This is a genomic window from Bacteroides sp. MSB163 (genome assembly GCF_036416795.1).
In the GTDB taxonomy this organism is placed as follows: Bacteria; Bacteroidota; Bacteroidia; order Bacteroidales; family Bacteroidaceae; genus Bacteroides; species Bacteroides maternus.
This window is the reverse complement of sequence record NZ_CP143867.1, coordinates 1933917-1954494: the sequence shown is the minus strand read 5'-3', so window position 1 is coordinate 1954494 and position 20578 is coordinate 1933917. Positions and strand designations below refer to the sequence as shown.

At 45.3% G+C, this 20578-nt stretch carries 21 protein-coding genes and 1 tRNA gene; 14 read left to right on the top strand and 8 right to left on the bottom strand.

Annotation, left to right across the window (positions count from 1 at the left end; translation table 11 throughout):
• Positions 1–11: 11 nt before the first annotated feature.
• The 3 genes from VYM24_RS06745 (at position 12) to VYM24_RS06735 (ending at position 4296) form a co-directional block, all read left to right on the top strand.
• Positions 12–1697, top strand: a complete 1686-nt coding sequence (locus tag VYM24_RS06745) for an RNA-binding domain-containing protein (protein ID WP_291550381.1) — start codon at positions 12–14, stop codon at positions 1695–1697.
• Between the two features lie 137 nt (positions 1698–1834).
• Positions 1835–3283 (top strand): lipopolysaccharide biosynthesis protein, encoded by a 1449-nt coding sequence (locus VYM24_RS06740; protein WP_291550382.1) that lies wholly within the window; start codon positions 1835–1837, stop codon positions 3281–3283.
• A complete protein-coding gene (locus VYM24_RS06735; RefSeq protein ID WP_330941816.1) occupies positions 3280–4296 on the top strand; it encodes a glycosyltransferase family 2 protein in 1017 nt (338 codons plus the stop codon). The genes VYM24_RS06740 and VYM24_RS06735 overlap by 4 nt, the downstream gene beginning before the upstream one ends.
• 104 nt (positions 4297–4400) lie before the next feature.
• Here the strand turns inward: VYM24_RS06735 and VYM24_RS06730 are convergent, their stop codons facing one another.
• From VYM24_RS06730 to VYM24_RS06710, 5 genes are read right to left on the bottom strand one after another with little or no spacing between them, the layout of a single operon-like run.
• Positions 4401–4901, bottom strand: a complete 501-nt coding sequence (locus VYM24_RS06730; RefSeq protein ID WP_330941815.1) for a KdsC family phosphatase — start codon at positions 4899–4901, stop codon at positions 4401–4403.
• A 29-nt stretch (positions 4902–4930) separates the two neighbouring features.
• Positions 4931–5794: a glycosyltransferase family protein gene (locus VYM24_RS06725; RefSeq protein ID WP_330941814.1), complete on the bottom strand. Its 864-nt coding sequence runs from the start codon at positions 5792–5794 to the stop codon at positions 4931–4933.
• 3 nt (positions 5795–5797) lie between these two features.
• Entirely contained in the window at positions 5798–6838 is a 1041-nt protein-coding gene (locus tag VYM24_RS06720; RefSeq protein ID WP_291550385.1) for an N-acetylneuraminate synthase family protein, read from the bottom strand.
• A gap of 59 nt (positions 6839–6897) precedes the next feature.
• The gene (locus VYM24_RS06715) at positions 6898–7650 is read right to left on the bottom strand and encodes a cytidylyltransferase domain-containing protein (protein WP_291550387.1); all 753 of its coding nucleotides are present in this window, start codon (positions 7648–7650) and stop codon (positions 6898–6900) included.
• Positions 7647–8498 carry a hypothetical protein gene (locus tag VYM24_RS06710; RefSeq protein ID WP_330941813.1) on the bottom strand — a complete coding sequence of 284 codons (852 nt, stop codon included), beginning with the start codon at positions 8496–8498 and terminating at the stop codon, positions 7647–7649. Before VYM24_RS06710 ends, VYM24_RS06715 begins: the two co-directional genes overlap by 4 nt.
• Before the next feature lie 206 nt (positions 8499–8704).
• Between VYM24_RS06710 and VYM24_RS06705 the strand changes: the two genes are divergently transcribed.
• Genes VYM24_RS06705 through VYM24_RS06695 form a run of 3 tightly spaced genes read left to right on the top strand, consistent with a single transcriptional unit; the run spans position 8705 to position 11980 of the window.
• Complete coding sequence (locus VYM24_RS06705) at positions 8705–9979, top strand: glycosyltransferase (RefSeq protein ID WP_330941812.1); 1275 nt, start codon at positions 8705–8707, stop codon at positions 9977–9979.
• Positions 9976–11241, top strand: coding sequence for a glycosyltransferase family 4 protein (locus VYM24_RS06700; RefSeq protein WP_291550392.1), 1266 nt, complete (start codon positions 9976–9978; stop codon positions 11239–11241). Before VYM24_RS06705 ends, VYM24_RS06700 begins: the two co-directional genes overlap by 4 nt.
• Positions 11234–11980 carry a glycosyltransferase family 2 protein gene (locus VYM24_RS06695; protein WP_291550393.1) on the top strand — a complete coding sequence of 249 codons (747 nt, stop codon included), beginning with the start codon at positions 11234–11236 and terminating at the stop codon, positions 11978–11980. Before VYM24_RS06700 ends, VYM24_RS06695 begins: the two co-directional genes overlap by 8 nt.
• A 198-nt stretch (positions 11981–12178) precedes the next feature.
• Here VYM24_RS06695 and VYM24_RS06690 read toward each other — a convergent pair whose 3' ends face one another.
• Positions 12179–12880, bottom strand: a complete 702-nt coding sequence (locus VYM24_RS06690) for an SIR2 family NAD-dependent protein deacylase (RefSeq protein ID WP_291550394.1) — start codon at positions 12878–12880, stop codon at positions 12179–12181.
• Between the two features lie 192 nt (positions 12881–13072).
• Between VYM24_RS06690 and bamJ (VYM24_RS06685) the strand changes: the two genes are divergently transcribed.
• The 6 genes from bamJ (VYM24_RS06685) (at position 13073) to VYM24_RS06660 (ending at position 16471) form a co-directional block, all read left to right on the top strand.
• A complete protein-coding gene (gene bamJ, locus VYM24_RS06685; RefSeq protein WP_259028745.1) occupies positions 13073–13669 on the top strand; it encodes a BamJ family beta-barrel-assembly machinery protein in 597 nt (198 codons plus the stop codon).
• 20 nt (positions 13670–13689) lie between these two features.
• Positions 13690–14556 (top strand): BamJ family beta-barrel-assembly machinery protein, encoded by an 867-nt coding sequence (gene bamJ / locus VYM24_RS06680; protein WP_217716510.1) that lies wholly within the window; start codon positions 13690–13692, stop codon positions 14554–14556.
• A 192-nt stretch (positions 14557–14748) separates the two neighbouring features.
• Positions 14749–15213: an Lrp/AsnC family transcriptional regulator gene (locus tag VYM24_RS06675; RefSeq protein ID WP_007211685.1), complete on the top strand. Its 465-nt coding sequence runs from the start codon at positions 14749–14751 to the stop codon at positions 15211–15213.
• Positions 15214–15223: 10 nt separating this feature from the next.
• A complete protein-coding gene (locus VYM24_RS06670) occupies positions 15224–15535 on the top strand; it encodes a DUF4491 family protein (RefSeq protein ID WP_007211684.1) in 312 nt (103 codons plus the stop codon).
• Between the two features lie 95 nt (positions 15536–15630).
• Positions 15631–15704: transfer RNA gene (locus VYM24_RS06665), tRNA-Ile, on the top strand.
• 407 nt (positions 15705–16111) lie between these two features.
• Positions 16112–16471 carry a hypothetical protein gene (locus tag VYM24_RS06660; protein ID WP_299093613.1) on the top strand — a complete coding sequence of 120 codons (360 nt, stop codon included), beginning with the start codon at positions 16112–16114 and terminating at the stop codon, positions 16469–16471.
• Positions 16472–16602: 131 nt separating this feature from the next.
• Here the strand turns inward: VYM24_RS06660 and VYM24_RS06655 are convergent, their stop codons facing one another.
• A complete protein-coding gene (locus VYM24_RS06655) occupies positions 16603–16959 on the bottom strand; it encodes a hypothetical protein (RefSeq protein ID WP_330941811.1) in 357 nt (118 codons plus the stop codon).
• A 239-nt stretch (positions 16960–17198) separates the two neighbouring features.
• Between VYM24_RS06655 and VYM24_RS06650 the strand changes: the two genes are divergently transcribed.
• Positions 17199–17987, top strand: a complete 789-nt coding sequence (locus tag VYM24_RS06650) for a LiaF transmembrane domain-containing protein (RefSeq protein WP_044268630.1) — start codon at positions 17199–17201, stop codon at positions 17985–17987.
• Between the two features lie 4 nt (positions 17988–17991).
• Positions 17992–18792, top strand: a complete 801-nt coding sequence (locus tag VYM24_RS06645; protein ID WP_330941810.1) for a LytTR family DNA-binding domain-containing protein — start codon at positions 17992–17994, stop codon at positions 18790–18792.
• 103 nt (positions 18793–18895) lie between these two features.
• On the opposite strand, the gene VYM24_RS06640 is transcribed toward VYM24_RS06645, so the two are convergent.
• Entirely contained in the window at positions 18896–20554 is a 1659-nt protein-coding gene (locus VYM24_RS06640; protein WP_044268515.1) for a flotillin family protein, read from the bottom strand.
• Positions 20555–20578: the final 24 nt, after the last annotated feature.

The window sequence follows — 20578 nt, the reverse complement described above, 5'->3', positions numbered from 1 at the left end:
CTTAATGCCGAATGACAACTCAAGAACTCATAAAGCTTTTGGAGGATTTCATCCACTTGCCGGGAGAAAATGAAGTCGTAGAATTCAAAAAAGCTCAGAATGGATTCGATACACTCAAGTTGGGAGAATACTTCTCAGCTCTTAGCAACGAAGCCAATCTTCGCCAAGAAGAATTTGCCTGGTTGTTATTCGGCATTCATGATAAAACCCATGCTATCTTAGGCAGTTTATATAAACCAACACGTCCTTCGCTTGATGCTCTGAAAAGGGAAATAGCCGAAGGGACTAACTGTGGCATCACCTTTACGGAAATACACGAAGTTGTGTATCAAGGGAAAAGAGTTATCATGTTTCAGATACCGGCAGCTCCCAAAGGTATTCCGACTTCTTATAAAGGGCATTACTATGGTCGCGACGGTGAATCATTGGTAGCCTTGAGCCTACATGAATTAGAATCTATTCGCAATCAAAGCCATCAGTCCGATTGGAGTGCTCAAATTGTAAAAGAGGCGACTTTGGATGATTTAGATCCTAGAGCTATCTCCATTGCACGCTCACTATACATTGCGAAGAATAAAAAGAATGCTGCTGAAATAGCAGAATGGGATGATGTCACCTTTTTGAACAAGGCTAAACTGACTATAAAAGGTAAAATAACCAATGCAGCCATTGTCTTGTTAGGGAAAGGAGAGAGTGAAGTACTCATTTCGCCGGCAGTAGCCAAAATACGCTGGATACTCAAAGACTCGCAAGGGACAGAGCGGGATTACGAGATTAAAAGTTGTCCGTTCATCATCTCCATTGAAGAGATTTACCAGAAAATACGTAATCTAAAGTATCGGTATATCAACCCTGAGTTCCGCACCCTATTCCCCGAGGAAGTAGATACGTATGAACCGTATGTCATTCGAGAAGCGATTAATAATGCCGTTGCACACCAAGACTATACATTAGGTGGACAAATCAATGTAGTAGAGTATGAAGACAAACTTGTATTTACCAATAAAGGAAGTTTCATTCCCCGCACAATCAGTAATGTATTGAAGGACAACGCACCGGAAGAAGTTTATCGAAATCCCTTCCTGGCTCGTGCAATGGTAGGGCTACAAATGGTGGACACAATAGGTAGCGGAATACGGAAAATGTTCAATTTTCAACGTCAACGCCTCTTTCCTTTGCCCGACTATATCATTGATAGAGACAGGGTGCAAGTCACCATTATCGGAAAGATTCTGAATATGGAATATGCCAATATATTAGCTCAAAAACAAGATTTGACATTAGTGGAGGTAGAGGCCCTTAACCGTATACAATTAAATCGTCCGATATCAAACGAGGAAATCAGTCTTCTCAGAAGAAAGAATCTGATTGAAGGCAGAAAGCCGAACTTATTTATAGCAAAACCGGTTGCTCAACAATTAGATCAGAAAACAGCCTACTCCAACAACAAAGGATTTGAAGATTGTTATTATTGTGACCTGATTCTCAAAGCACTCGGAGAGCACGGTACGCTTACAAAGAAAGAAATAACAGAATTGCTTTGGAATAAGCTACCGAATGTATTGAGCGAAAGCCAGAAACATTCAAAAGTCAGAAACCTGCTTACGAAGCTCAGGAAACAAGATAAGATTGAAAACATATCCAGAGGCATATATTCGGATTGGCATCTTAAAACGGATAATTTAAACGCAATTTAAACGCAATTTAAACGCAATTTAAACGCATCCAAAATGTAATCACCTAATAATAAGAGAGATACATTCTTAATTTACGAGCAATTTATCCGAGAATTAAACGCAATTAAATGATATCTTAATCATAAACCAGCCAAGCAATGACAGAAACGTCACTAAAAGAAAAAACAGCCAAAGGGTTATTGTGGGGTGGCATAGGCAATGGCGCTATGCAACTGCTAAACCTCGTCTTCGGGATATTCCTTGCCCGGCTGCTAACCGATACGGATTATGGTATGGTGGCTGTGCTAACCATCTTCTCCGCTATGGCCGGAATCTTTTCTGAAAGTGGTTTTATCCTGGCTCTCGTCAATAAGAAAAAAGTAAAGCACGAAGATTATAACGCTGTATTCTGGTTTAATATCAGTATCGGAGCATCGCTTTACCTGATACTCTTCATGTGTGCTCCTTTCATTGCCGACTTCTACCATACCCCAGAACTGACACAGCTGGCCCGTTTCCAATTCCTTAGTTTCTTTATCGGAAGCTTCGGTACTGCCCCCACGGCATACTTTTTCCGCAACCTTATGGTGAAAGAGCGCAGTCAGATACAGATAGCCGCTATTATAGTCTCGGGAGTTACAGGTGTTACCTGTGCCTATCATGGTTGGGGATACTGGGGAATTGCCCTGCAAACGGTACTGTACGTCACTACCAATACAATACTGCTCTGGATATTCTCACCCTGGCATCCCACATTCTCATTCCGGTTGCGCCCGCTGCGGGCATTGCTGCCTTTCAGTAGTAAATTGCTCTTCACATCGTTATTCACACATATCAATAATAACATCTTCTCCGTTCTGTTGGGTCGCTTCTACACCATCCAGCAGGCAGGTTACTATTCTCAGGGAAGCAAGTGGACTACCATGGGCTACTCCACCATCTTCGGAATGATAAACAGTGTAGGGCAGCCCGTATTCAGAGAAGCATCAGAAGACCTGCAACGCCTGCAAAACATATTCCGCAAACTAATGCGTTTTACAGCGTTCGTCAGCTTCCCCGCCATGCTGGGACTGGCAATCGTTTCGCAGGAACTGATTGTAATTACCATTACCGAGAAATGGTTGCCTTGCGTACCCGTCATGCAGATATTATGCGTATGGGGAGCCTTCATGCCTATTGCAACATTGTACTCCAACCTGATGAACAGCCTCGGAAGACCGAACATATATATGTGGAATACCATTGCACTGGGCATTTTCCAGATATTATGCGTATGGGGCAGCTACCCTTACGGGCTAAACGTGATGCTGATAGTTTACACTGCCGCCAATATTCTCTGGTTATTGGTCTGGCACTATTTTGCCCATAAGTATATAGGGATTTCCTTGTTCAATACGTTGAAGGATATTGCCCCTTACCTCATCATCTCCGTAGCCGTAATGACCTTTACATACTGGGTGGCAAGTCATGTGGAGAACATCTATCTCTCCTTGCTGGTAAAGATTGCCTTAGCCACCTCACTTTATATATTTCTGATGTGGAGTCTGAAGTCTACCGTATTTCAGGAAAGCCTTCAGTATCTGTTTAAAAAGAAAACCATACAATGATGTCACTGCAAAATGTAACTGTAATCATCCCTGCGCACAACCGTCCCGAACGCCTGCGCAGATTACTCGACTACTATAGCCGCACAGATATAAAAGTCCTCGTACCCGATTCCTCCGACCTTCCGTTTGCCGATGTGGAGAAATATCCGGACGTGACGTACCTGCACCGTCCCAAACTGCATTTCCTGCTGAAACTGAAAGAAGTGCTCCCGATGATCTGTACTCCTTATGTGCTATATTGTGCCGATGATGATTTCACCGTGCCCTCAGCCATTGCCCAAATGGCTGCTTTTCTGGATGCCCACCCCGATTACAGTACGGCACAAGGCCATTATCTGACCTTCACTCCCCGCAAAGGAAAGATATCCTTCTATCCGCGGTATATTCGCTATTTCGATAAACAAATAACGGGCGAGACTCCTCGGGAAAGACTTTCCCAGGAAAAGAATATGTATGCTTCCCTGCTTTATTCCGTCACACGAACCGATGTTTTCCAGAGAATGTATGCAGCTTGTTTTAATCCGGACGGTAGTCTGCGTTTCCGTAATCTCTTTCTGGCCGAAGAGTTCTTTAACCATGCTGCGCTTATTTTCGGTAAGTATGCCACACTGCCCTATTTTTACAGTGCCCGCGAGCGCATTATAGGTTCCGCAACCGAAACCACCGTACCTGTTTCAGTTATCAAAACATCTCATAAATACCGGAAGGAATATCAAGGTTTTCTTCTGGCATTGGCAGAATTGCTGGTAGCCCGGGAAGGTAGCACGCTTGAAGATGCTATCTCCTTTATTTGCAGCATCAGCGACATGCCTAAAGACACAGCCGAAATCTCCGGTAAAAGGAAGATTATGGAATTCACTCATAAACATCCCCTGTTACGTTGGGTAAACAGGCTAGCTGACTGGAGATATACTCAGAAAGGATTGAAAGCGGTACGAGGTATGCAAAGCTACCCCTGTACATTCTCCACACCGGAAAAAGAAGAAATTATCAAAGCAATTGAGCACTCTTAAAGACACGCAAAAATGACAAATAACACTGTTTCCATTGTAATGTGTACTTATACGACATCTACCTCTTTCTGGGAAATCAAGGTCTACAAAGTAGGGGAAAAACCTCAGGATAGGAACTGCTGAAGCACCCCTTCAAGCATCCCATTATCAGAAAGCAGTTTCTCCACAAACTCACGAAAGGCACCAAAGCCCCCATGCTGTGCAGTGACGTAATCGACCTCACGTTTCACATAATCCGGTGTATTACTGGGGGAAGCGCTGAATCCAACCTTACGGATCAGAGCCAAGTCGTTCACATCATCACCGATGAAAGCAACATCCTGTAACGTAATGCCCAACTCACGACACAGTTCTTCCGCCTGTGCCACTTTATCTTTCACCCCCAGATAGCAGTAATCTATCTTCAGCTTATCAGCACGTTTCTGAACAATCTGCGTATTCTCACCCGTCATAATGGCTACAGGTATATTCAGCTTGCGAAGGAAAATAACTCCCCAGCCGTCTTTCACGGAGAAGCGTTTCATCACATCGCCCTGTTCGGTATAATACATTCCACCATCAGTCCACACACCATCAATATCGGTAATCACTAACTTTGGTAACATAGTTTTTTTTATTCAGATGATACAATCATTTATTTCCACTTCCCGCTCTTTCCCCTCAGCCCATCGCGATAGCCACACAGCAATGCCCACAACTTACTGAACTTCTGCCGCTCATACAGTATGATAAAAACCACACGCTTATAAAAATGATAGCGCAAATGCGACTTCAAATTCAATGCTTCAGGATACAGACGATGCAGGAGAATACCATTGCGCACATTATAGTAGGAACGGGCCGGACCATATTCATTAGGAAATACTTCTTTTCCCAGCAAACGCCTTTTCTTCTTCTGATAACCCAAATCGTGGGTCAGCAGAATATTCTTGAAGCATAAAACGGGAATATCTTTCCTTTTAGCCCTCCAACAAAACTCACAATCCACTCCCCAGACAAAGAGGGATTCCATAAAGTCACCCAAAGTATCGAACAGGCTAACCGGATATATACTTCCCGAAGTCATTGCCGAATACACTTCATCCACAGAGTCCGTTGGCGGATACATGGTGGTTTGCTGGGATTTAATGAAATAATTGGTAGAGAAAATGGCAGCCTTGTCCTCACCATAGTTACGGATCGCCCGAAGGTAGCTTTCGAAGTTCCGCCCACCGAAACAGCTATCCTGATCCAAGGTCAGCAGATGCGTAAATCCATTTGCACGGGCATACGCCACCGCCTTATTCAGCGCAGAACCAATGCCCAGATTTTCACCACAACCATCCTGAATGATTTTCCCTCTCCCATCTCCCAAAGAATCCAAATCCAGCTCCCTGCAATCGGCTACCGGGGTATTATCCCACAACATCAATCCATCCAGTTGAGCAAGATAGGTAGCGATATTCTTTACTACCGCATCATCCGGATAATATAAGATGACTATACCTAAGAGTTTCATAAATTATCGGATGACATCCGGATAGATAATCTCATTCCGGGGAATTTCTTTCAGTACTTTATGCCCTACCACTTTCGCACGGTCTGCCCACTTAAAGCCATCACCGGGACTCAACAGATGGATATCCTGTTCAGTAACAATATCTCCCGGATGCAGCGTCTTATTCGTTGCAATGGAACGCTCCAGTTTCACCTTTGCCGAGGCAACGGAAGAGTCGATATACAGTTCTTCTTTCCCCAGCCAACGTTCGGCAATACGGATATCACGTATCATGCGGTTCACACCGTCGGGGCCAAGAGAACCTTGCTGATCAGTTCCCTTCATACGGCGGTCGATGGTGACATGCTTCTCTATGATTTCCGCACCCATACCCACAGCAACGATAGGGGCGGCAATACCGATGGTATGGTCGGAGAAGCCGATGCAATACTGCCCATAGTGCTGTTTCAGATAGGTGATAGTCTTCAGATTCAGATTATCAGGCTGGGTAGGATACTGGGATACACAATGCAAGATAGAAATGTTGTTATGATAACGGGTAATCACCTCCAAAGCATCATCCAGTTCTTTCCTGCCTGCCATACCGGTAGACAGAATGATGGGTATCTTGGTTTCAGCCATCACTTCCAGCAACGGCAGGTTGGTAAGATCCCGGCTTGCCACTTTCAGACGGTCGGGCGTGAAGAGTTTCAGCAAAGAGAGGCAGCCTTTGGAGCAAAGTGTTTCCACGAAATCAAGCCCTAAAGACTTGGCGTGCTTATACACTTCGAAGTGCTCCTCATCCGTCAGCTCCAGAAAAGCACGATGCTCACCGTAGGTACGTCCGAAAGAATGGGGGGAATCATACGGACGGTTCATCTGTGAGTCCGTCAGTTCTTCATTCAAATCTCGTTTAGTCAATTTCACCGCATCCATCGGACGAAGTTCTATATTGAACACTTCTTCACGAACAGGACGGGACACCAGGTCTACAATCAGTTTGGCTATATCGACGGAACCGTTATGGTTCTGTCCGATTTCTCCTATTATATAAGTACTATTCATTTACGAATTATAAATTACGAATTACACTTGGCTGCACGGCGGTAGAAGGTATACATGGACTATTTTTCATTTCTTGCAATATTCTCCAACATTCTGGCACGATATTCAGGATGCGATTGCACCAGTTGCAACAGGGCATGCACACTACGGTCGGTCTTCTCATGGAAGGTGGCATAAAGTTCCTGTAACAAGGTGAAGTCTTCCATCGTATCGAGAGTGAAACGAAGATCGAAACGGCCTTCCAACTCAGCGGGCAACGGAAGCAGACGCACCTTGAATTTTTCGGGATGCGTATAGAGATAGATAGTGACATGCTCGATGTAGAGTTTCTCTTGCGTAGAAACGGCGGCACGACGCAGGGCATCAATCGTTGTCAACTCGGAATATAAGCCCAAATGGGATTTGATGGTAGGACGTCCATCGGCAAAGCCATAGGCAATATAATCTGCCGGACAGAAATTGTGTTCGGCAAAGAAGGTGTTGAAAGTTTCGGGACGAAGAAACGGATTGTCCGAACAAACACGGATAAAGCGGTTGATACCGAAAACTTCGGCAGCACGGATAAAGCGGTCGAGTACATTGTCCTCGTCGCCACGGAAACTGAGGATACCCGCCTGACGGGCTACTTCGGCAAGCACGTCATCCTGCGCACGGCTGGTAGTGGCAAGCACAATACATTTGTCCGGACAAGCCCGTTTGATGTTGGCTATCAGAATGTCAATGATGCGCTGTTCGCCATAGAAGGGGAGCAGAATCTTGTTGTGCAGCCGGGTAGAACCGGTGCGTGCCTGAATGATTATTCCATCTTTCATAATTTCATCCGTTTAAAAGCGTCGATATAAGAGCCGGGAGTGACATTGATAATTTCCTTACCCAACCGGCGTGCGTAGGCTTCGAGTATAAAGTAGGACTTGAAGGCTACGTGCATGTGATAAAGAATGGTATGGAGCCGGGCACTGTTCAAGTTTTCCTGTTTCACGGTGTCGGCCTGCGATTTATTCTGATCGTAGAAGTGCTTTTGGTGCATCAGTACTACGTTGTCTTCCGTTACGGTGATTTCCGGCAACCAGGAGTGGTCGGCACCTGCCAAATAGATTTTTTTGAAAGACAGGCGCAGTCCCATAGCGATAGAAGGTATCAGTACGTTATGCGGACGGGGAACGCCCCAGCCTTTGCGGAATATCCAATTGCAGAAACCCTGGAAACCTTCGATAGGCGTTGTATTATAAATATAGAGCTTGATGTGGGGATTACCCGCCAGTAAGGGTCGCCATTCCTTATTCTTCAGGGCACGGGCGGGGACAAAGAAGTTCATGTCCCAGGTAGTCTTCTCGGCCATTGTCTTGAAAAGCTGTATACGCTTCTCGGGAACGATCCAGAACAGTGGGTCTGCAATCAGATAAAGTTCAGGGCGGAGACGCTCGAACATAGGAGAGCTTACACAGAAGTTCACTGCCAACAAGGTTTTTCCCTTGATGAAATCCGCCGAATCTTCTACCGTGCGGTTCAGCGAAGGGCCGTTAGCCAATATCAGCAATTCATCCGGATTACTGAAAGAAGACGGCAAGCGCGTGCGCCACTTGGACTGCAACAGGATTTTCACTATACTGAGGAAGCACTGCCAAAGCTGTTCCAACCATTTCAAACCTTTTTCTCCCATATCATCATAAAGTTACGAGCTACAGGCTACAAGCGATGAGTACTATTCGGTATGGCAGCGCAGCCACTCGTAGCTCGTAGCCTGTAACTTGTAGCTAATTTGTTCCTCTGCAAAGATAGACACTTTAGCGTTTACTGGCTAAAAAAACCACGAATTTGTGGATAGAAAGCGGTAAAAGCTGTACTTTTGCCAAAACATTCCGCAACATGAGAGTACTTATAATCAATACGTCCGAGAAAACAGGCGGAGCCGCCATCGCTGCCAGGCGCCTGATGGAATCGCTCCATACAGCGGGAACAGACGTGAAGATGCTCGTCCTGCATAAGGAAAGCCAATCGGAACAGGTGATCCCTGTGGGCAAAGACTGGCAAAAGAAATGCACTTTCCTCTGGGAAAGACTGGTTATCTGGACAAATAACCTCTTCAGCCGGAAGAATCTCTTTACCGTCTCCATAGCCAATACAGGCTTCAACGTCACCAAACTGCCTGCCTTCCGGGAAGCCGACATCATACACCTCCACTGGATAAACCAGGGAATGCTTTCACTAAACAATATACAGGAAATCTTCGAATCGGGCAAGCCCGTTGTCTGGACCCTGCACGATATGTGGGAATGTACCGCCATCTGCCACCATGCCCACACCTGCACCCTCTTCAAAAGCGAATGCAGAAACTGCCGTTTCCTACGCTTCCCTGGCAAAAACGATCTGGCGCACCGGGTATTCAAGAAGAAACAAAAACTATTCAGTCATGCCAGCCCCTTGAATATCGTTGCAGTCAGCACATGGCTTTCCTCACAAATACAGCAAAGTGCCCTACTTAAAGAGAAACCTGTATCCGTGATCCCTAATACACTCTCGCCCACCGATTTCCGGATGATGGACAAAGAACTGTCCCGAAAGGAACTGTCCCTGCCCGATAAACATATCATTCTGTTCGGAGCCGCCCGCATCGACGATCCGATCAAAGGAGTGGAATATCTGCTCCAGGCCATCCGGTTATTGATTGAAAAGAAGCAATTCCCACAGGAAAAACTTCACCTGGCACTATTCGGCAAAATCAAATATCCGGAGAAACTTCTCAACTCCATCCCCGTCAGCTACACCTATCTGGGACGAATAGGCGATACAAACAAACTCTCGCAACTATATTCCGCCGCAGACGTCACCGTATCCGCCTCTTTCTATGAAACATTCGGCCAGACTCTGATCGAGGCCCAAGCCTGTGGTTGCATTCCGGTTTCTTTTGGCAACAGCGGACAGGCCGACATCATCCGCCACAAAGAGAACGGCTTCCTGGCCGACTATCTCTCTGCCGACAGCCTGGCAGAAGGCATCCGATGGGGAATATCCGAAGCCCGGACAGCCATCTCCAAAGAAAATATGCGAAGCGAAGTATTCAGGAAATACTCCGGTGAAGTCGTTGCAAAGCAATATCTCAATCTCTACCAAAACTTAATCAGAAGAAAGGTAACACAATGAGAATACTACTTATCAATACAACAGAAAAGATAGGCGGCCCCGCCGTAGCTGCAAGCCGCCTCATGGAAGCCCTCAAGAATAACGGCATCAAAGCCAAGCTATTGGTGCGCGACAAACAGACCGAACAGATCACCGTAGTGGAGTTGCCCCACAACCTGCGCATGGTATGGAAGTTCGTATGGGAGCGAATCGTTATCTGGAAAGCCAACCATTTCAACAGAAACCACCTCTTCGCCGTAGACATTGCCAACACCGGCACGGACATTACCAACTTACCGGAGTTTCAGCAAGCGGACGTTATACATCTCCATTGGATCAATCAGGGGATGCTTTCTTTAAAGAATATCGAAAAAATTCTGGCTTCGGGTAAGCCCGTAGTCTGGACCATGCACGATATGTGGCCCTGTACCGGCATCTGCCACTACTCCGGCGGATGTACACATTACGAAGAGGAGTGTCATCATTGCCCCTTCATCCACAACGGAAGCCGGAAGAAAGACCTCTCCCACCGCATCTTCCTCAAAAAGCAGAAGCTATACGAAGGCCGTCATATCAACTTTGTAGCCTGTAGCCACTGGCTGGAAGAACGCGCCCGGAAGAGTGCCCTCTTCAGCAGACATACCATTACCAATATCCCCAATCCTATCAACACCAATCTCTTCAAGCCGCATAGCAAAAAAGCTGCACGGGAGAAATGCAGACTTCCGCAAGACAGCAAACTGATTCTGTTCGGTTCGGTGAAGATAATGGATACCCGGAAGGGAGTGGAATATATGATTAAAGCCTGCAAACTCTTGGCAGAGAAGCATCCGGAAATGAAGGACCAACTGGGTGTAGTGGCCTTTGGCAACCAGTCGCAACAGTTACAGAATATGTTGCCTTTTAAGGTTTATCCGCTCGACTTCGTCAGCAATGAACATCAGTTGGTAGATATCTACAACGCCGTCGACCTCTTTGTCACCTCATCGCTGGAAGAGAACCTGCCGAATACCATTATGGAAGCCATGTCCTGCGGCATCCCCTGCGTAGGATTCAACGTAGGCGGCATACCGGAAATGATAGACCACCTGCACAACGGCTACGTGGCACAATACAAATCAGCCGAAGACTTTGCCAACGGCATTTACTGGATACTGACCGAACCCGAATACGCCACGCTCTCCGAACAAGCCTACCGGAAAGCCGTTTCCCATTATTCGGAAAGCGCCATTGCCAAGAGATACATCGACGTTTATAACAAAATAACCGGAAGACATGCATAACCGTCCCACACCCAAGTTCAGCATCATCACCGTGACCTACAATGCCGAGGCCGTATTGGAAGACACGATACAAAGCGTTATCTCCCAAACCTACCACCACGTAGAGTACATCATCATAGACGGTGCATCCAAAGACCGCACCCTCGCCATTGCCGAAAGATATCGCGACCGCATCACCCTACTTATCAGCGAACCTGACAAAGGACTGTATGACGCCATGAACAAAGGCATCCACCTAGCAACGGGCGACTATCTCTGTTTCCTGAATGCCGGAGACAGTTTCCATGAAGACGACACTCTGCAACAAATGGTGCATACTTTAGGAATCGGCGAACTGCCGGACGTACTATATGGCGAAACTGCTTTAGTAGATAAAGAAAGGCATTTCCTCCGTATGCGCCGCCTCTCCGCCCCCGAAGTGCTGACATGGAAGAGTTTCAGGCAAGGTATGCTCGTTTGCCATCAGGCATTCTTCGCCAAACGAAGCCTGGCGGTACCATACGATATGCGATACCGCTTCTCCGCCGACTTCGACTGGTGCATCCGCATCATGAAAAAAGCGCGAACGCTGCATAACACGCATCTCACGCTTATCGATTATCTGGAAGAAGGTATGACGACGCAGAACCAAAAGGCTTCCCTGCGGGAACGCTTCCGGATTATGGCACAGCACTACGGACTGATAAGTACTGTGGCACACCATGCGTGGTTTGTGGTGCGAGCGGTATTGAAGAAATAAAACTTTGCAAGCACAGCCCATACTTTCCACCCAATAACAGACGATTGCTTGCCATAGGCTTGGCATGCTTTTGCCATAGGTTTGGCAAAGTCTTGCCATGCCTATGGCACAGTTGTGCCAATTCGATGGCAAAAGCGTGCCAATTCGATGGCACAACACGGCAAAAGTATCGCTTGTAGTTCGCTATAGTAGTGGCAGTTAACGAAGAATCTCTTTCTTCAGTTCCTTCACCCCTTCCGAAGCGCCTTTCTGAATGATATGTATCCGCCTCATGGAGTGCGTATCCACCGGTTTAGGATCAATCAGATAAACCTCTGCTGTTCGCGGAACATAGTTCAGCAGTCCCGCTGCCGGATATACATTCATCGAAGTACCTATAATCACAAAGATATCCGCTTTCTCCACATAGTCGACAGCCGTTTCTATCTCCGGCACCGCCTCACCAAACCAAACAATAAACGGACGCAACTGCGAACCGTCGCCCGCCTTGTCACCCATCTTCACCTCATATTCTTCCGGTTTCAACTCCTTTACGTAGCGAGGATTATAAGGGTCGCGACTGGAACACACCTTCGTCAGTTCACCATGCAGATGAATGATGCGCGTGCTCCCGGCACGCTCGTGCAGATTATCCACATTCTGCGTAACCACCGTCACATTGAAGTCCTTCTCCAGCTCGGCAAGTCCGATGTGCCCTGCATTGGGCTCCACATCAAGCAACTGCTTACGGCGCTCGTTATAAAAGTTTATCACCAGCTCCGGATCGCGCACATATCCTTCGGCGCTGGCTACCTGCATCACCGGATATTTGTCCCACAATCCGCCTGCATCCCGAAACGTACTGATACCACTCTCGGCACTCATACCTGCACCGGATAAAATCACTAAATTCTTCTTCATTCCAAAATCTCCTTTCTATTTATAGCAGTTTCTTTTCTACAAAAATACAGAAGATTGCCGAAGTTGCCACAGATATAAGAAAATTTAAAACCTAAAAACATAAATCATTCAAATAAAACACTTACTTTTGCGACTTGTAATTTTGCAACTGATTGAAAGAGATAATACTTTCAGTCTCAACCCCAAAGATATATGGATAAATTCAGTTACGCTATCGGCCTCGGAATAGGTCAAAATTTATTAAGTATGGGTGCAAAAGGCATCGAAGTAGATGACTTTGCACAAGCTATCAAAGACATACTGGAAGGAAACAAAACCGCCATCTCACACGCAGAGGCACGCGATATAGTAAACAAATACTTCGCAGAACTGGAAGAGAAAATGAATGCAGCCAGCATAGAGCAAGGCGTACAGTTCCTGGAAGAAAACAAAAAACGCCCTAATGTGATTACTTTGCCAAGCGGTCTGCAATACGAAGTCATCAACGAAGGCAAGGTAGGTACTTATGCAAAAGCCACCGACCAGGTGAAATGCCACTACGAAGGCACACTGATTGACGGAACCCTGTTCGACAGTTCTATCAAACGAGGACAACCCGCTGTATTCGGCGTGAACCAGGTTATCCCCGGCTGGGTGGAAGCGCTTCAGTTGATGCCCGAAGGTGCCAAGTGGAAACTTTATATTCCTTCCGATCTAGCCTATGGCGCACAAGGTGCAGGCGAAATGATACCGCCTCACAGCACATTGATTTTTGAAGTGGAACTACTTGAAATATTATCCCAAAAATAAAAATAAACAGTAAAAGCAAAATGAAAAAAGTAACATTTATCATGGCTCTTGCAGTAGGCGCAGGTTTAGCTTCCTGTACTGCACAAAGCCCGAAAGCAAATCTGAAAACAGATGTTGACTCATTGTCTTACGCCATCGGTATGGCTCGTACGGAAGGTCTGACTCAGTACCTGATGCAACAAGGCGTTGACACTACTCAGATGGCTGAATTCATCAAAGGTTTCAACGAAGGCGCTGCTAAAACCAGCAAGAAAGACGTTGCTTACATGACCGGTATGCAAATTGGCCAGATGGTAGGCAAACAATGGGTAGAAGGCTTCAACCAACAAATCTTCGGTGGCGACTCTACTCAGACTATCAGCCGTGAAAACCTGTTGGCAGGTTTCATCGCAGGTATCACAGACAAGAGCAACGTTATGACCAAAGAAGCTGCAACAGCTTACATGCGCGACGGTATGGAAGCCATCAAGGAAAAAGCTTCAGCTGCTAAATACGCTGACAACAAAGCTGCCGGTGAAAAATTCCTTGCTGAAAACAAAGGTAAAGAAGGTGTTGTAACTACTCCGAGCGGTCTGCAATACAAAATCATCACCAAAGGTACAGGTGAGATTCCAGCTGACACCAGCAAAGTGAAAGTAAACTACAAGGGTACTTTGATTGACGGTACTGAATTCGACAGCTCTTACAAGCGCAACGAACCTGCTACTTTCCGTGCCAACCAAGTTATCAAAGGCTGGACAGAAGCCCTCACAATGATGCCTGTAGGTTCTAAGTGGGAACTTTATATTCCGCAGGAACTGGGTTACGGTGGCAGAGAAACCGGCGGTCAGATCAAACCGTTCTCTACCCTGATCTTCGAGGTAGAGCTCGTTAGCATCGAAAAATAAGTATCAGTCGAAGATTTTTTCTTTAACGGTACAGACTTAGCGGACGAAACGGATGTAAACAAAAACATCTGCTTCGCCCGCTTCTTTTTTACTCTTTCCCTATTTTTTCCTCCTTTTTTATAGAGAAATTAAAATAAAGTCCTATATTTGCTTACTATTTGATAAAAACAAGAACTTACACAAATTGATATTATGGAAAAAATAGACAATCTTGACCGGCAGATTCTGGAAATCATTTCTCAGAATGCCCGCATTCCTTTCAAAGATGTAGCTGCTGAGTGTGGCGTATCACGTGCTGCCATTCATCAACGTGTGCAACGTTTGATAGATTTAGGCGTCATTGTCGGCTCCGGTTATCATGTGAACCCCAAATCCCTGGGCTACAGAACCTGCACGTATGTAGGTATCAAGCTAGAAAAAGGTTCCATGTACAAATCAGTGGTTGCCGAAATGGAGAAAATACCGGAAATCGTGGAATGCCACTTCACTACAGGCCCTTACACGATGCTGACGAAAGTATATGCACGCGATAACGAGCATCTGATGGACTTGTTGAATAACAAAATGCAAGAAATTCCGGGTGTAACCGCTACCGAAACGTTGATTTCACTGGAGCAAAGTATCAAGAAGGAAATTCCTATTTGCCCGGAGAAATAACAGATAATTTATGGAATTCTTAAACGAATATCATCTTTCGGGACTGTTCATCGGCATTTGTACATTTCTTATCATCGGATTGTTTCATCCTGTGGTAGTGAAAGCCGAGTATTATTGGGGTACCAAGTGCTGGTGGATTTTTCTTGTATTGGGCATCGGTGGCGTTGTGGCCTCGCTTTGCGTAGAAAATATCCTGATTGCGTCCCTCTTAGGCGTATTTGCTTTCTCTTCGTTCTGGACCATCAAGGAGGTCTTTGAACAAGAAGATCGCGTAAAGAAAGGTTGGTTCCCCAAGAACCCCAAACGTACGTATAAGTTCTAAAAACAAAGCAATAAACAGTATATTTTGCCCGAAAGGTTTGCATATTTCAATTGAATATACTATTTTTGTGCCCGCTATCTGATGAGGATAACACCGGACTTGTAGCTCAGTTGGTTAGAGCAACAGACTCATAATCTGGAGGTCCCTGGTTCAAGCCCAGGCTGGTCCACGAAAAAGGCTGATTCCATAAAGAATACAGCTTTTTTTCTTTATGGAAACCTCCGATTAAGGGTCTGTTGCTTTAGTGGTTTTAGTCTCAAGTTAGGCAATTGTTGACCTATTATTGCCCCCAAATGACCTACTTAAAATGCTGACAATTGAATCAGAAGTCCAACAGGACAAACAGCGAAGTGACAAAACGTATAAAAATGGAAATAAAGAAAGTGGGAGAAAACCAATATTCTATTTCCACCTACTACTATGATAATGACACCTAGCAATATAACGGATCAGAAACAATCACTCTCAATGGAAAGAGCTTTAAATATCATAGAACACTTTCCTAAAGACTTTATATTTCAACTTACATTAGAAGAATAGAACTCCATCTCATCACAATTTGTGACGACATCACGAATGAAACGACCTAAATCCGCTATACCACTGACTCTTACAAAGCATAGAGTAGTAATGCTTTCAAGCGTACTAAGAAGCAATATTGTCATTCAGACAAATGTTCTGATTGTACATGTTTTTGTTGCCATGCGACAACTGATTACAGTAGTTCCACAGATAGACAGAGTTGGACAATTAGAACAGCAAATGAAAAAATTGAAAAACCACATAGAAGAAATGCTTGCCGATTATAACGATATTAATGATAATACGCGGATGCAGTTGGAACTCATTAATCAGACATTGGCAGAACTGCAAACCAAGAAGAAATCGGAAGAAAAGTCATGCAGAAGAATCGGATTTATACAGCATGAGGAATAATTATTTGATTGTCAAACTCTGAATATAAATAATAGGTATTGCCAAGCAATGGAGGATAAAACGAAACAGATATAAAAAGGGCATCCGATTCAATCAGATGCCCTTTTATACCTATTGAAAATAAGAAACTGTTATTCCAGATAAAGCGGCTCCACCTCCATCACATTATCATGGAACCACTCATCGAGCTTTGCCTCTACCTTATCCTTTATCTGCGGTGTGATATATTTCTTCACCTTTTTATAAGCATAAACAGCAGCAAATCCTTTACCCACCATAAAGAGCTGTCCCAGAATATCCTCTATACTGGTAGGAAACACAATGGCCACCAAAGCAAGCATTATATTGGTCCGCTCACTATCGGGAGTCGTATCGGCAGTCATTACATAATAAGCGGTAAGTACGGGGCGACCGGTAGCGCGACCTGCCTTCTTAATATACTCTTCTACTTTCGTACGGATATCATCCATGGATAAATTTACTTTCATAGTTCTTCTTATTATTCATTTACTTATTAGACGCAAGAAGATGAAGTTTGGTTGCAGAATATTGCTGTTTTTTTATCAAATAGTTCCATTTCACCGTCCGAATTCACCGATTCATACCCGGAACTCATCGGCTTTTCTACCGGAAATCAGCCGGAAAGGCTATATAGAGAGGAATAATTCGCTTACCTTTGAGCCATCAAACCCTAACAATGGAATATGAATCAATAACAATAGAAACAATGGAAAAGAAACAAAACTTCCCGCCTCATGCAGGTTTATCAGGTAAGGCACTGATAGCTTCGCTCTTCATCATCTCCGGAATATTACTGTTTGCCCGTAACGTAGGGTGGATTACATATGACTTATTCAGCATAGTGGTATCCTGGAATAGTCTTCTTATTGTATTAGGTATCTATACAATGACGCGCCGCCATTATATAAGCGGACTCATCCTTACACTGATAGGAGCCTACTTCCTGATCGGAGGATTGTCATGGTTGCCGGAGAATTCACAAACCTTCGTCTGGCCTATTGCACTGATTATAGCAGGTATCCTGTTCTTTGTAAAGGCTCACCGCAGGGAACGCTGGATGAAAAGCCATATGAACGGCCATTACCGGGACTGGACTAAAGGAAGAGGTGGACATATACACATGGATATGGAAAACAATGAGCAACAATGCGAATCGGAAAACGGCTACCTGCGTTCCGACAATGCTTTTGGATCTGTACGACATGTCGTACTGGATGAATTGTTCAAAGGAGCCAGCATCCGGGCTTCATTCGGGGGAACTATCATCGATCTGCGCCACACACATCTTGCACCGGGAGAAACTTATATCGATATCGACTGTACCTGTAGTGGAATAGAACTGTACATTCCTTCAGACTGGAACGTTCTACCCCAATGCAATGCTTTTGCCGGCGGATGCGAGGATAAGCGTTGGCAGGGAGCGAATATTAATAAAGAAAGTACATTAATAATCCGCGGAAATATTTCCTTCGGCGGATTAGAAATTAAAGACTAATCCTATGAGAGCACATCCAATCATAGATTACCCTTATCGTTGGTTTCCGATGCTTGCGCTGGCATTGATTCTGGCAATCATCCAAGCGACTTTGTCGTGGGGATATGCCGGAGTTGACTGGCTGCCGGCCATCATAGACGGAATCACGACCATCGGATGGCTTGCAGTACTGGCATACCTAGCCTGGTTTGTGGTGGGTTACGTATCCATACTCCAGACAAAGGTCATCACTGTCGCAGCAGGAATATTACTCTGGATTGCGGGCAGCTTCATGATTTGTGACATTATGGTAAGAATAGCGGGAATACCTTATATCTCTTTTGCTTCTACCATACCTTTCCGCCTGTTGTTTGGCGTACCAACCTGGATCGCTATCATTTTGTGGTATCACCTGATAGTAGTGAAAGATCCCGAAGCACAGGAAGAAGAATTCATAGCACCGCAAGAAGAAGAGAAGCCGGAAGTACAAGAGGAAATCATCGACCGCATTACGGTAAAGGACGGTTCACGTATACACATAATCAAAGTGAACGAGCTACTCTATATCCAAGCATGCGGAGATTACACAACCCTGGTTACCCCAACAGGCGAATACATCAAGGAACAAACCATGAAGTATTTCGAAGGGCATCTGCCGACAAACAATTTTGTACGTATCCACCGTTCCACCATTGTAAACGTGACACAAATATCCCGGGTTGAATTATTCGGGAAAGAGACTTATCAAGTGTTATTAAAGAACGGGACCAAGCTGCGGGTCAGTCTGACGGGCTACCGTTTATTGAAAGAACGACTGGGAATATAAAGACCTGAACTATTCTATTAAGCAAAAGCGAAGAATTCCTCCCCTGTTCCAAGGGGAAATGAATCCTTCGCTTCTTTTTTAAATGACAGAGAAAGTGATCTGATTATTTCTTCTTTTCGTCTTTCTTCGGTTCTTCATTCTTGGTTTCCTGCTTGTCTTCCTTCCCTTCCGGATGGATGATACCCTTCACAGTCTCACCAATAGGCAACTTATCCAGTACACCCAGACTTGGAGCAACCGTCTTCACCAATGAACTCAAAAAGTTACTCGTACCTCCGTTTCCACCATCGAATACAGTGATGTTTCCTAAGTTCATATGTTCGAATGCCTTCACCTGTTCTCCGGCAATTTCCTTCCACTGATCTACCATCTTGTACTGGATGGCGATAGCCGGGTTGGATTCCGCTGCACGTACCATGGCCTCAAAGCCTTCAGCCTCGGCAAGCAATGACTTCTTCTTACCTTCAGCTTCGGCCTCCAGTTTCATCTGGATAGCTCTTGCTTCAGCTTCAGCCTGCGCCAGAGTAGCCTTTGCACGAGCTTCAGCCTCACGGGTAATCTTTTCGGCAACAGCATCAGCCTGAAGAATGGCTTCCTGTTTTGCAACCTCAGCAGGCACAATCTTTTCTGCCTTCAAAGAAGATTCCACCTTGCGTGCTTTAGCTTCTTCCACTTCCTTCTGTGCTATTTCACGGGCAGTCTGCACGGCAGCTTCCGAACGTGCTTCAGCTTCACCGGCCTGCTTGTCAGCATTGGCGCGAGTCACAGCCAGTTCAGCGTCAGACTGTGCCACAGCTTTCTGAGCTTCATTTCGTCCGATAGCTGCTTTCTTTCCGGCTTCTGCCTGTTTGATTTCCATGTCGGAGTTCAGTTCGGCGATGCGGCTTTCCTTCTCGGTGTTGGCCTGTTCAATTTTGATATTCTTTTCGGCTTCCGCCTTTGCCACCTGTGATTCTTTTTCAGCATTGGCAATGGCTACCTGTGAGATTCTATCCTTATCCGCATTAGCCACAGAGATCTCCTGCAACTTCTTCGTCTCGGCAATGGCGATATCCTGGTCTTTGCGTGTTTCGGCAACTTTCGTTTCACGCTCCTTTATTTGGTTGGCAATCTTGATGGCACCCAGTTTCTCCTGTTCTTCTATATTTGCCTGAGCCTCATTCAACGCCTTACTTTCAGCTTCCTTACCCAAGTTGACAATATAATTGGCAGCATCACGGATATCACTGATATTGATATTCATCAGATACAAACCGAACTTGCGGAGCTCCGTATCGATGTTATCCTTTACTTTGGAAAGGAACTTATCACGGTCGGAGTTCAGTTCTTCAATCGTCATATCGGCAATAACCAAACGCATCTGACCGTACACAACATCCGTAATCAGATTCTGTTTATCATCTATTGTCAGTCCCAACATACGTTCAGCGGCATTTTGCATTACCTCCGCATCGGTACTGATGGCTACAGTAATAGTAGTCGGTACATCCACACGGATATTTTGAGCTGACAAAGCTCCGGTTAGTTTACAGTCTATCTGCATCGGCTTCATGGACAGGAATTCGTACCCCTGAATAATCGGCCATACAAACGCGGCACCACCATGATACAACTTGGCAGACTTCTTATCACCGCCCGTTTTACCATATACTACCAGTACTTCGTCACTTTTACATTTCCGGTAACGGGAAAGGATACCAATGAAGGTAAGCAAAATAACCGCCACGAGTATGGCGGCCATAATCATCATTTCTTGTGTCATAAATCTATGTTTTTGAGTTTCGTT

What these genes read in the sequence shown, in the direction of transcription:
- VYM24_RS06745 (WP_291550381.1), top strand. Translation starts at nt 12, where the DNA reads ATGACAACTCAAGAACTCATAAAGCTTTTGGAGGATTTCATCCACTTG.
- VYM24_RS06740 (WP_291550382.1), top strand. Translation starts at nt 1,835, where the DNA reads ATGACAGAAACGTCACTAAAAGAAAAAACAGCCAAAGGGTTATTGTGG.
- VYM24_RS06735 (WP_330941816.1), top strand. Translation starts at nt 3,280, where the DNA reads ATGATGTCACTGCAAAATGTAACTGTAATCATCCCTGCGCACAACCGT.
- VYM24_RS06730 (WP_330941815.1), bottom strand. Translation starts at nt 4,901, where the DNA reads ATGTTACCAAAGTTAGTGATTACCGATATTGATGGTGTGTGGACTGAT.
- VYM24_RS06725 (WP_330941814.1), bottom strand. Translation starts at nt 5,794, where the DNA reads ATGAAACTCTTAGGTATAGTCATCTTATATTATCCGGATGATGCGGTA.
- VYM24_RS06720 (WP_291550385.1), bottom strand. Translation starts at nt 6,838, where the DNA reads ATGAATAGTACTTATATAATAGGAGAAATCGGACAGAACCATAACGGT.
- VYM24_RS06715 (WP_291550387.1), bottom strand. Translation starts at nt 7,650, where the DNA reads ATGAAAGATGGAATAATCATTCAGGCACGCACCGGTTCTACCCGGCTG.
- VYM24_RS06710 (WP_330941813.1), bottom strand. Translation starts at nt 8,498, where the DNA reads ATGGGAGAAAAAGGTTTGAAATGGTTGGAACAGCTTTGGCAGTGCTTC.
- VYM24_RS06705 (WP_330941812.1), top strand. Translation starts at nt 8,705, where the DNA reads ATGAGAGTACTTATAATCAATACGTCCGAGAAAACAGGCGGAGCCGCC.
- VYM24_RS06700 (WP_291550392.1), top strand. Translation starts at nt 9,976, where the DNA reads ATGAGAATACTACTTATCAATACAACAGAAAAGATAGGCGGCCCCGCC.
- VYM24_RS06695 (WP_291550393.1), top strand. Translation starts at nt 11,234, where the DNA reads ATGCATAACCGTCCCACACCCAAGTTCAGCATCATCACCGTGACCTAC.
- VYM24_RS06690 (WP_291550394.1), bottom strand. Translation starts at nt 12,880, where the DNA reads ATGAAGAAGAATTTAGTGATTTTATCCGGTGCAGGTATGAGTGCCGAG.
- bamJ (WP_259028745.1), top strand. Translation starts at nt 13,073, where the DNA reads ATGGATAAATTCAGTTACGCTATCGGCCTCGGAATAGGTCAAAATTTA.
- bamJ (WP_217716510.1), top strand. Translation starts at nt 13,690, where the DNA reads ATGAAAAAAGTAACATTTATCATGGCTCTTGCAGTAGGCGCAGGTTTA.
- VYM24_RS06675 (WP_007211685.1), top strand. Translation starts at nt 14,749, where the DNA reads ATGGAAAAAATAGACAATCTTGACCGGCAGATTCTGGAAATCATTTCT.
- VYM24_RS06670 (WP_007211684.1), top strand. Translation starts at nt 15,224, where the DNA reads ATGGAATTCTTAAACGAATATCATCTTTCGGGACTGTTCATCGGCATT.
- VYM24_RS06660 (WP_299093613.1), top strand. Translation starts at nt 16,112, where the DNA reads ATGAAACGACCTAAATCCGCTATACCACTGACTCTTACAAAGCATAGA.
- VYM24_RS06655 (WP_330941811.1), bottom strand. Translation starts at nt 16,959, where the DNA reads ATGAAAGTAAATTTATCCATGGATGATATCCGTACGAAAGTAGAAGAG.
- VYM24_RS06650 (WP_044268630.1), top strand. Translation starts at nt 17,199, where the DNA reads ATGGAAAAGAAACAAAACTTCCCGCCTCATGCAGGTTTATCAGGTAAG.
- VYM24_RS06645 (WP_330941810.1), top strand. Translation starts at nt 17,992, where the DNA reads ATGAGAGCACATCCAATCATAGATTACCCTTATCGTTGGTTTCCGATG.
- VYM24_RS06640 (WP_044268515.1), bottom strand. Translation starts at nt 20,554, where the DNA reads ATGACACAAGAAATGATGATTATGGCCGCCATACTCGTGGCGGTTATT.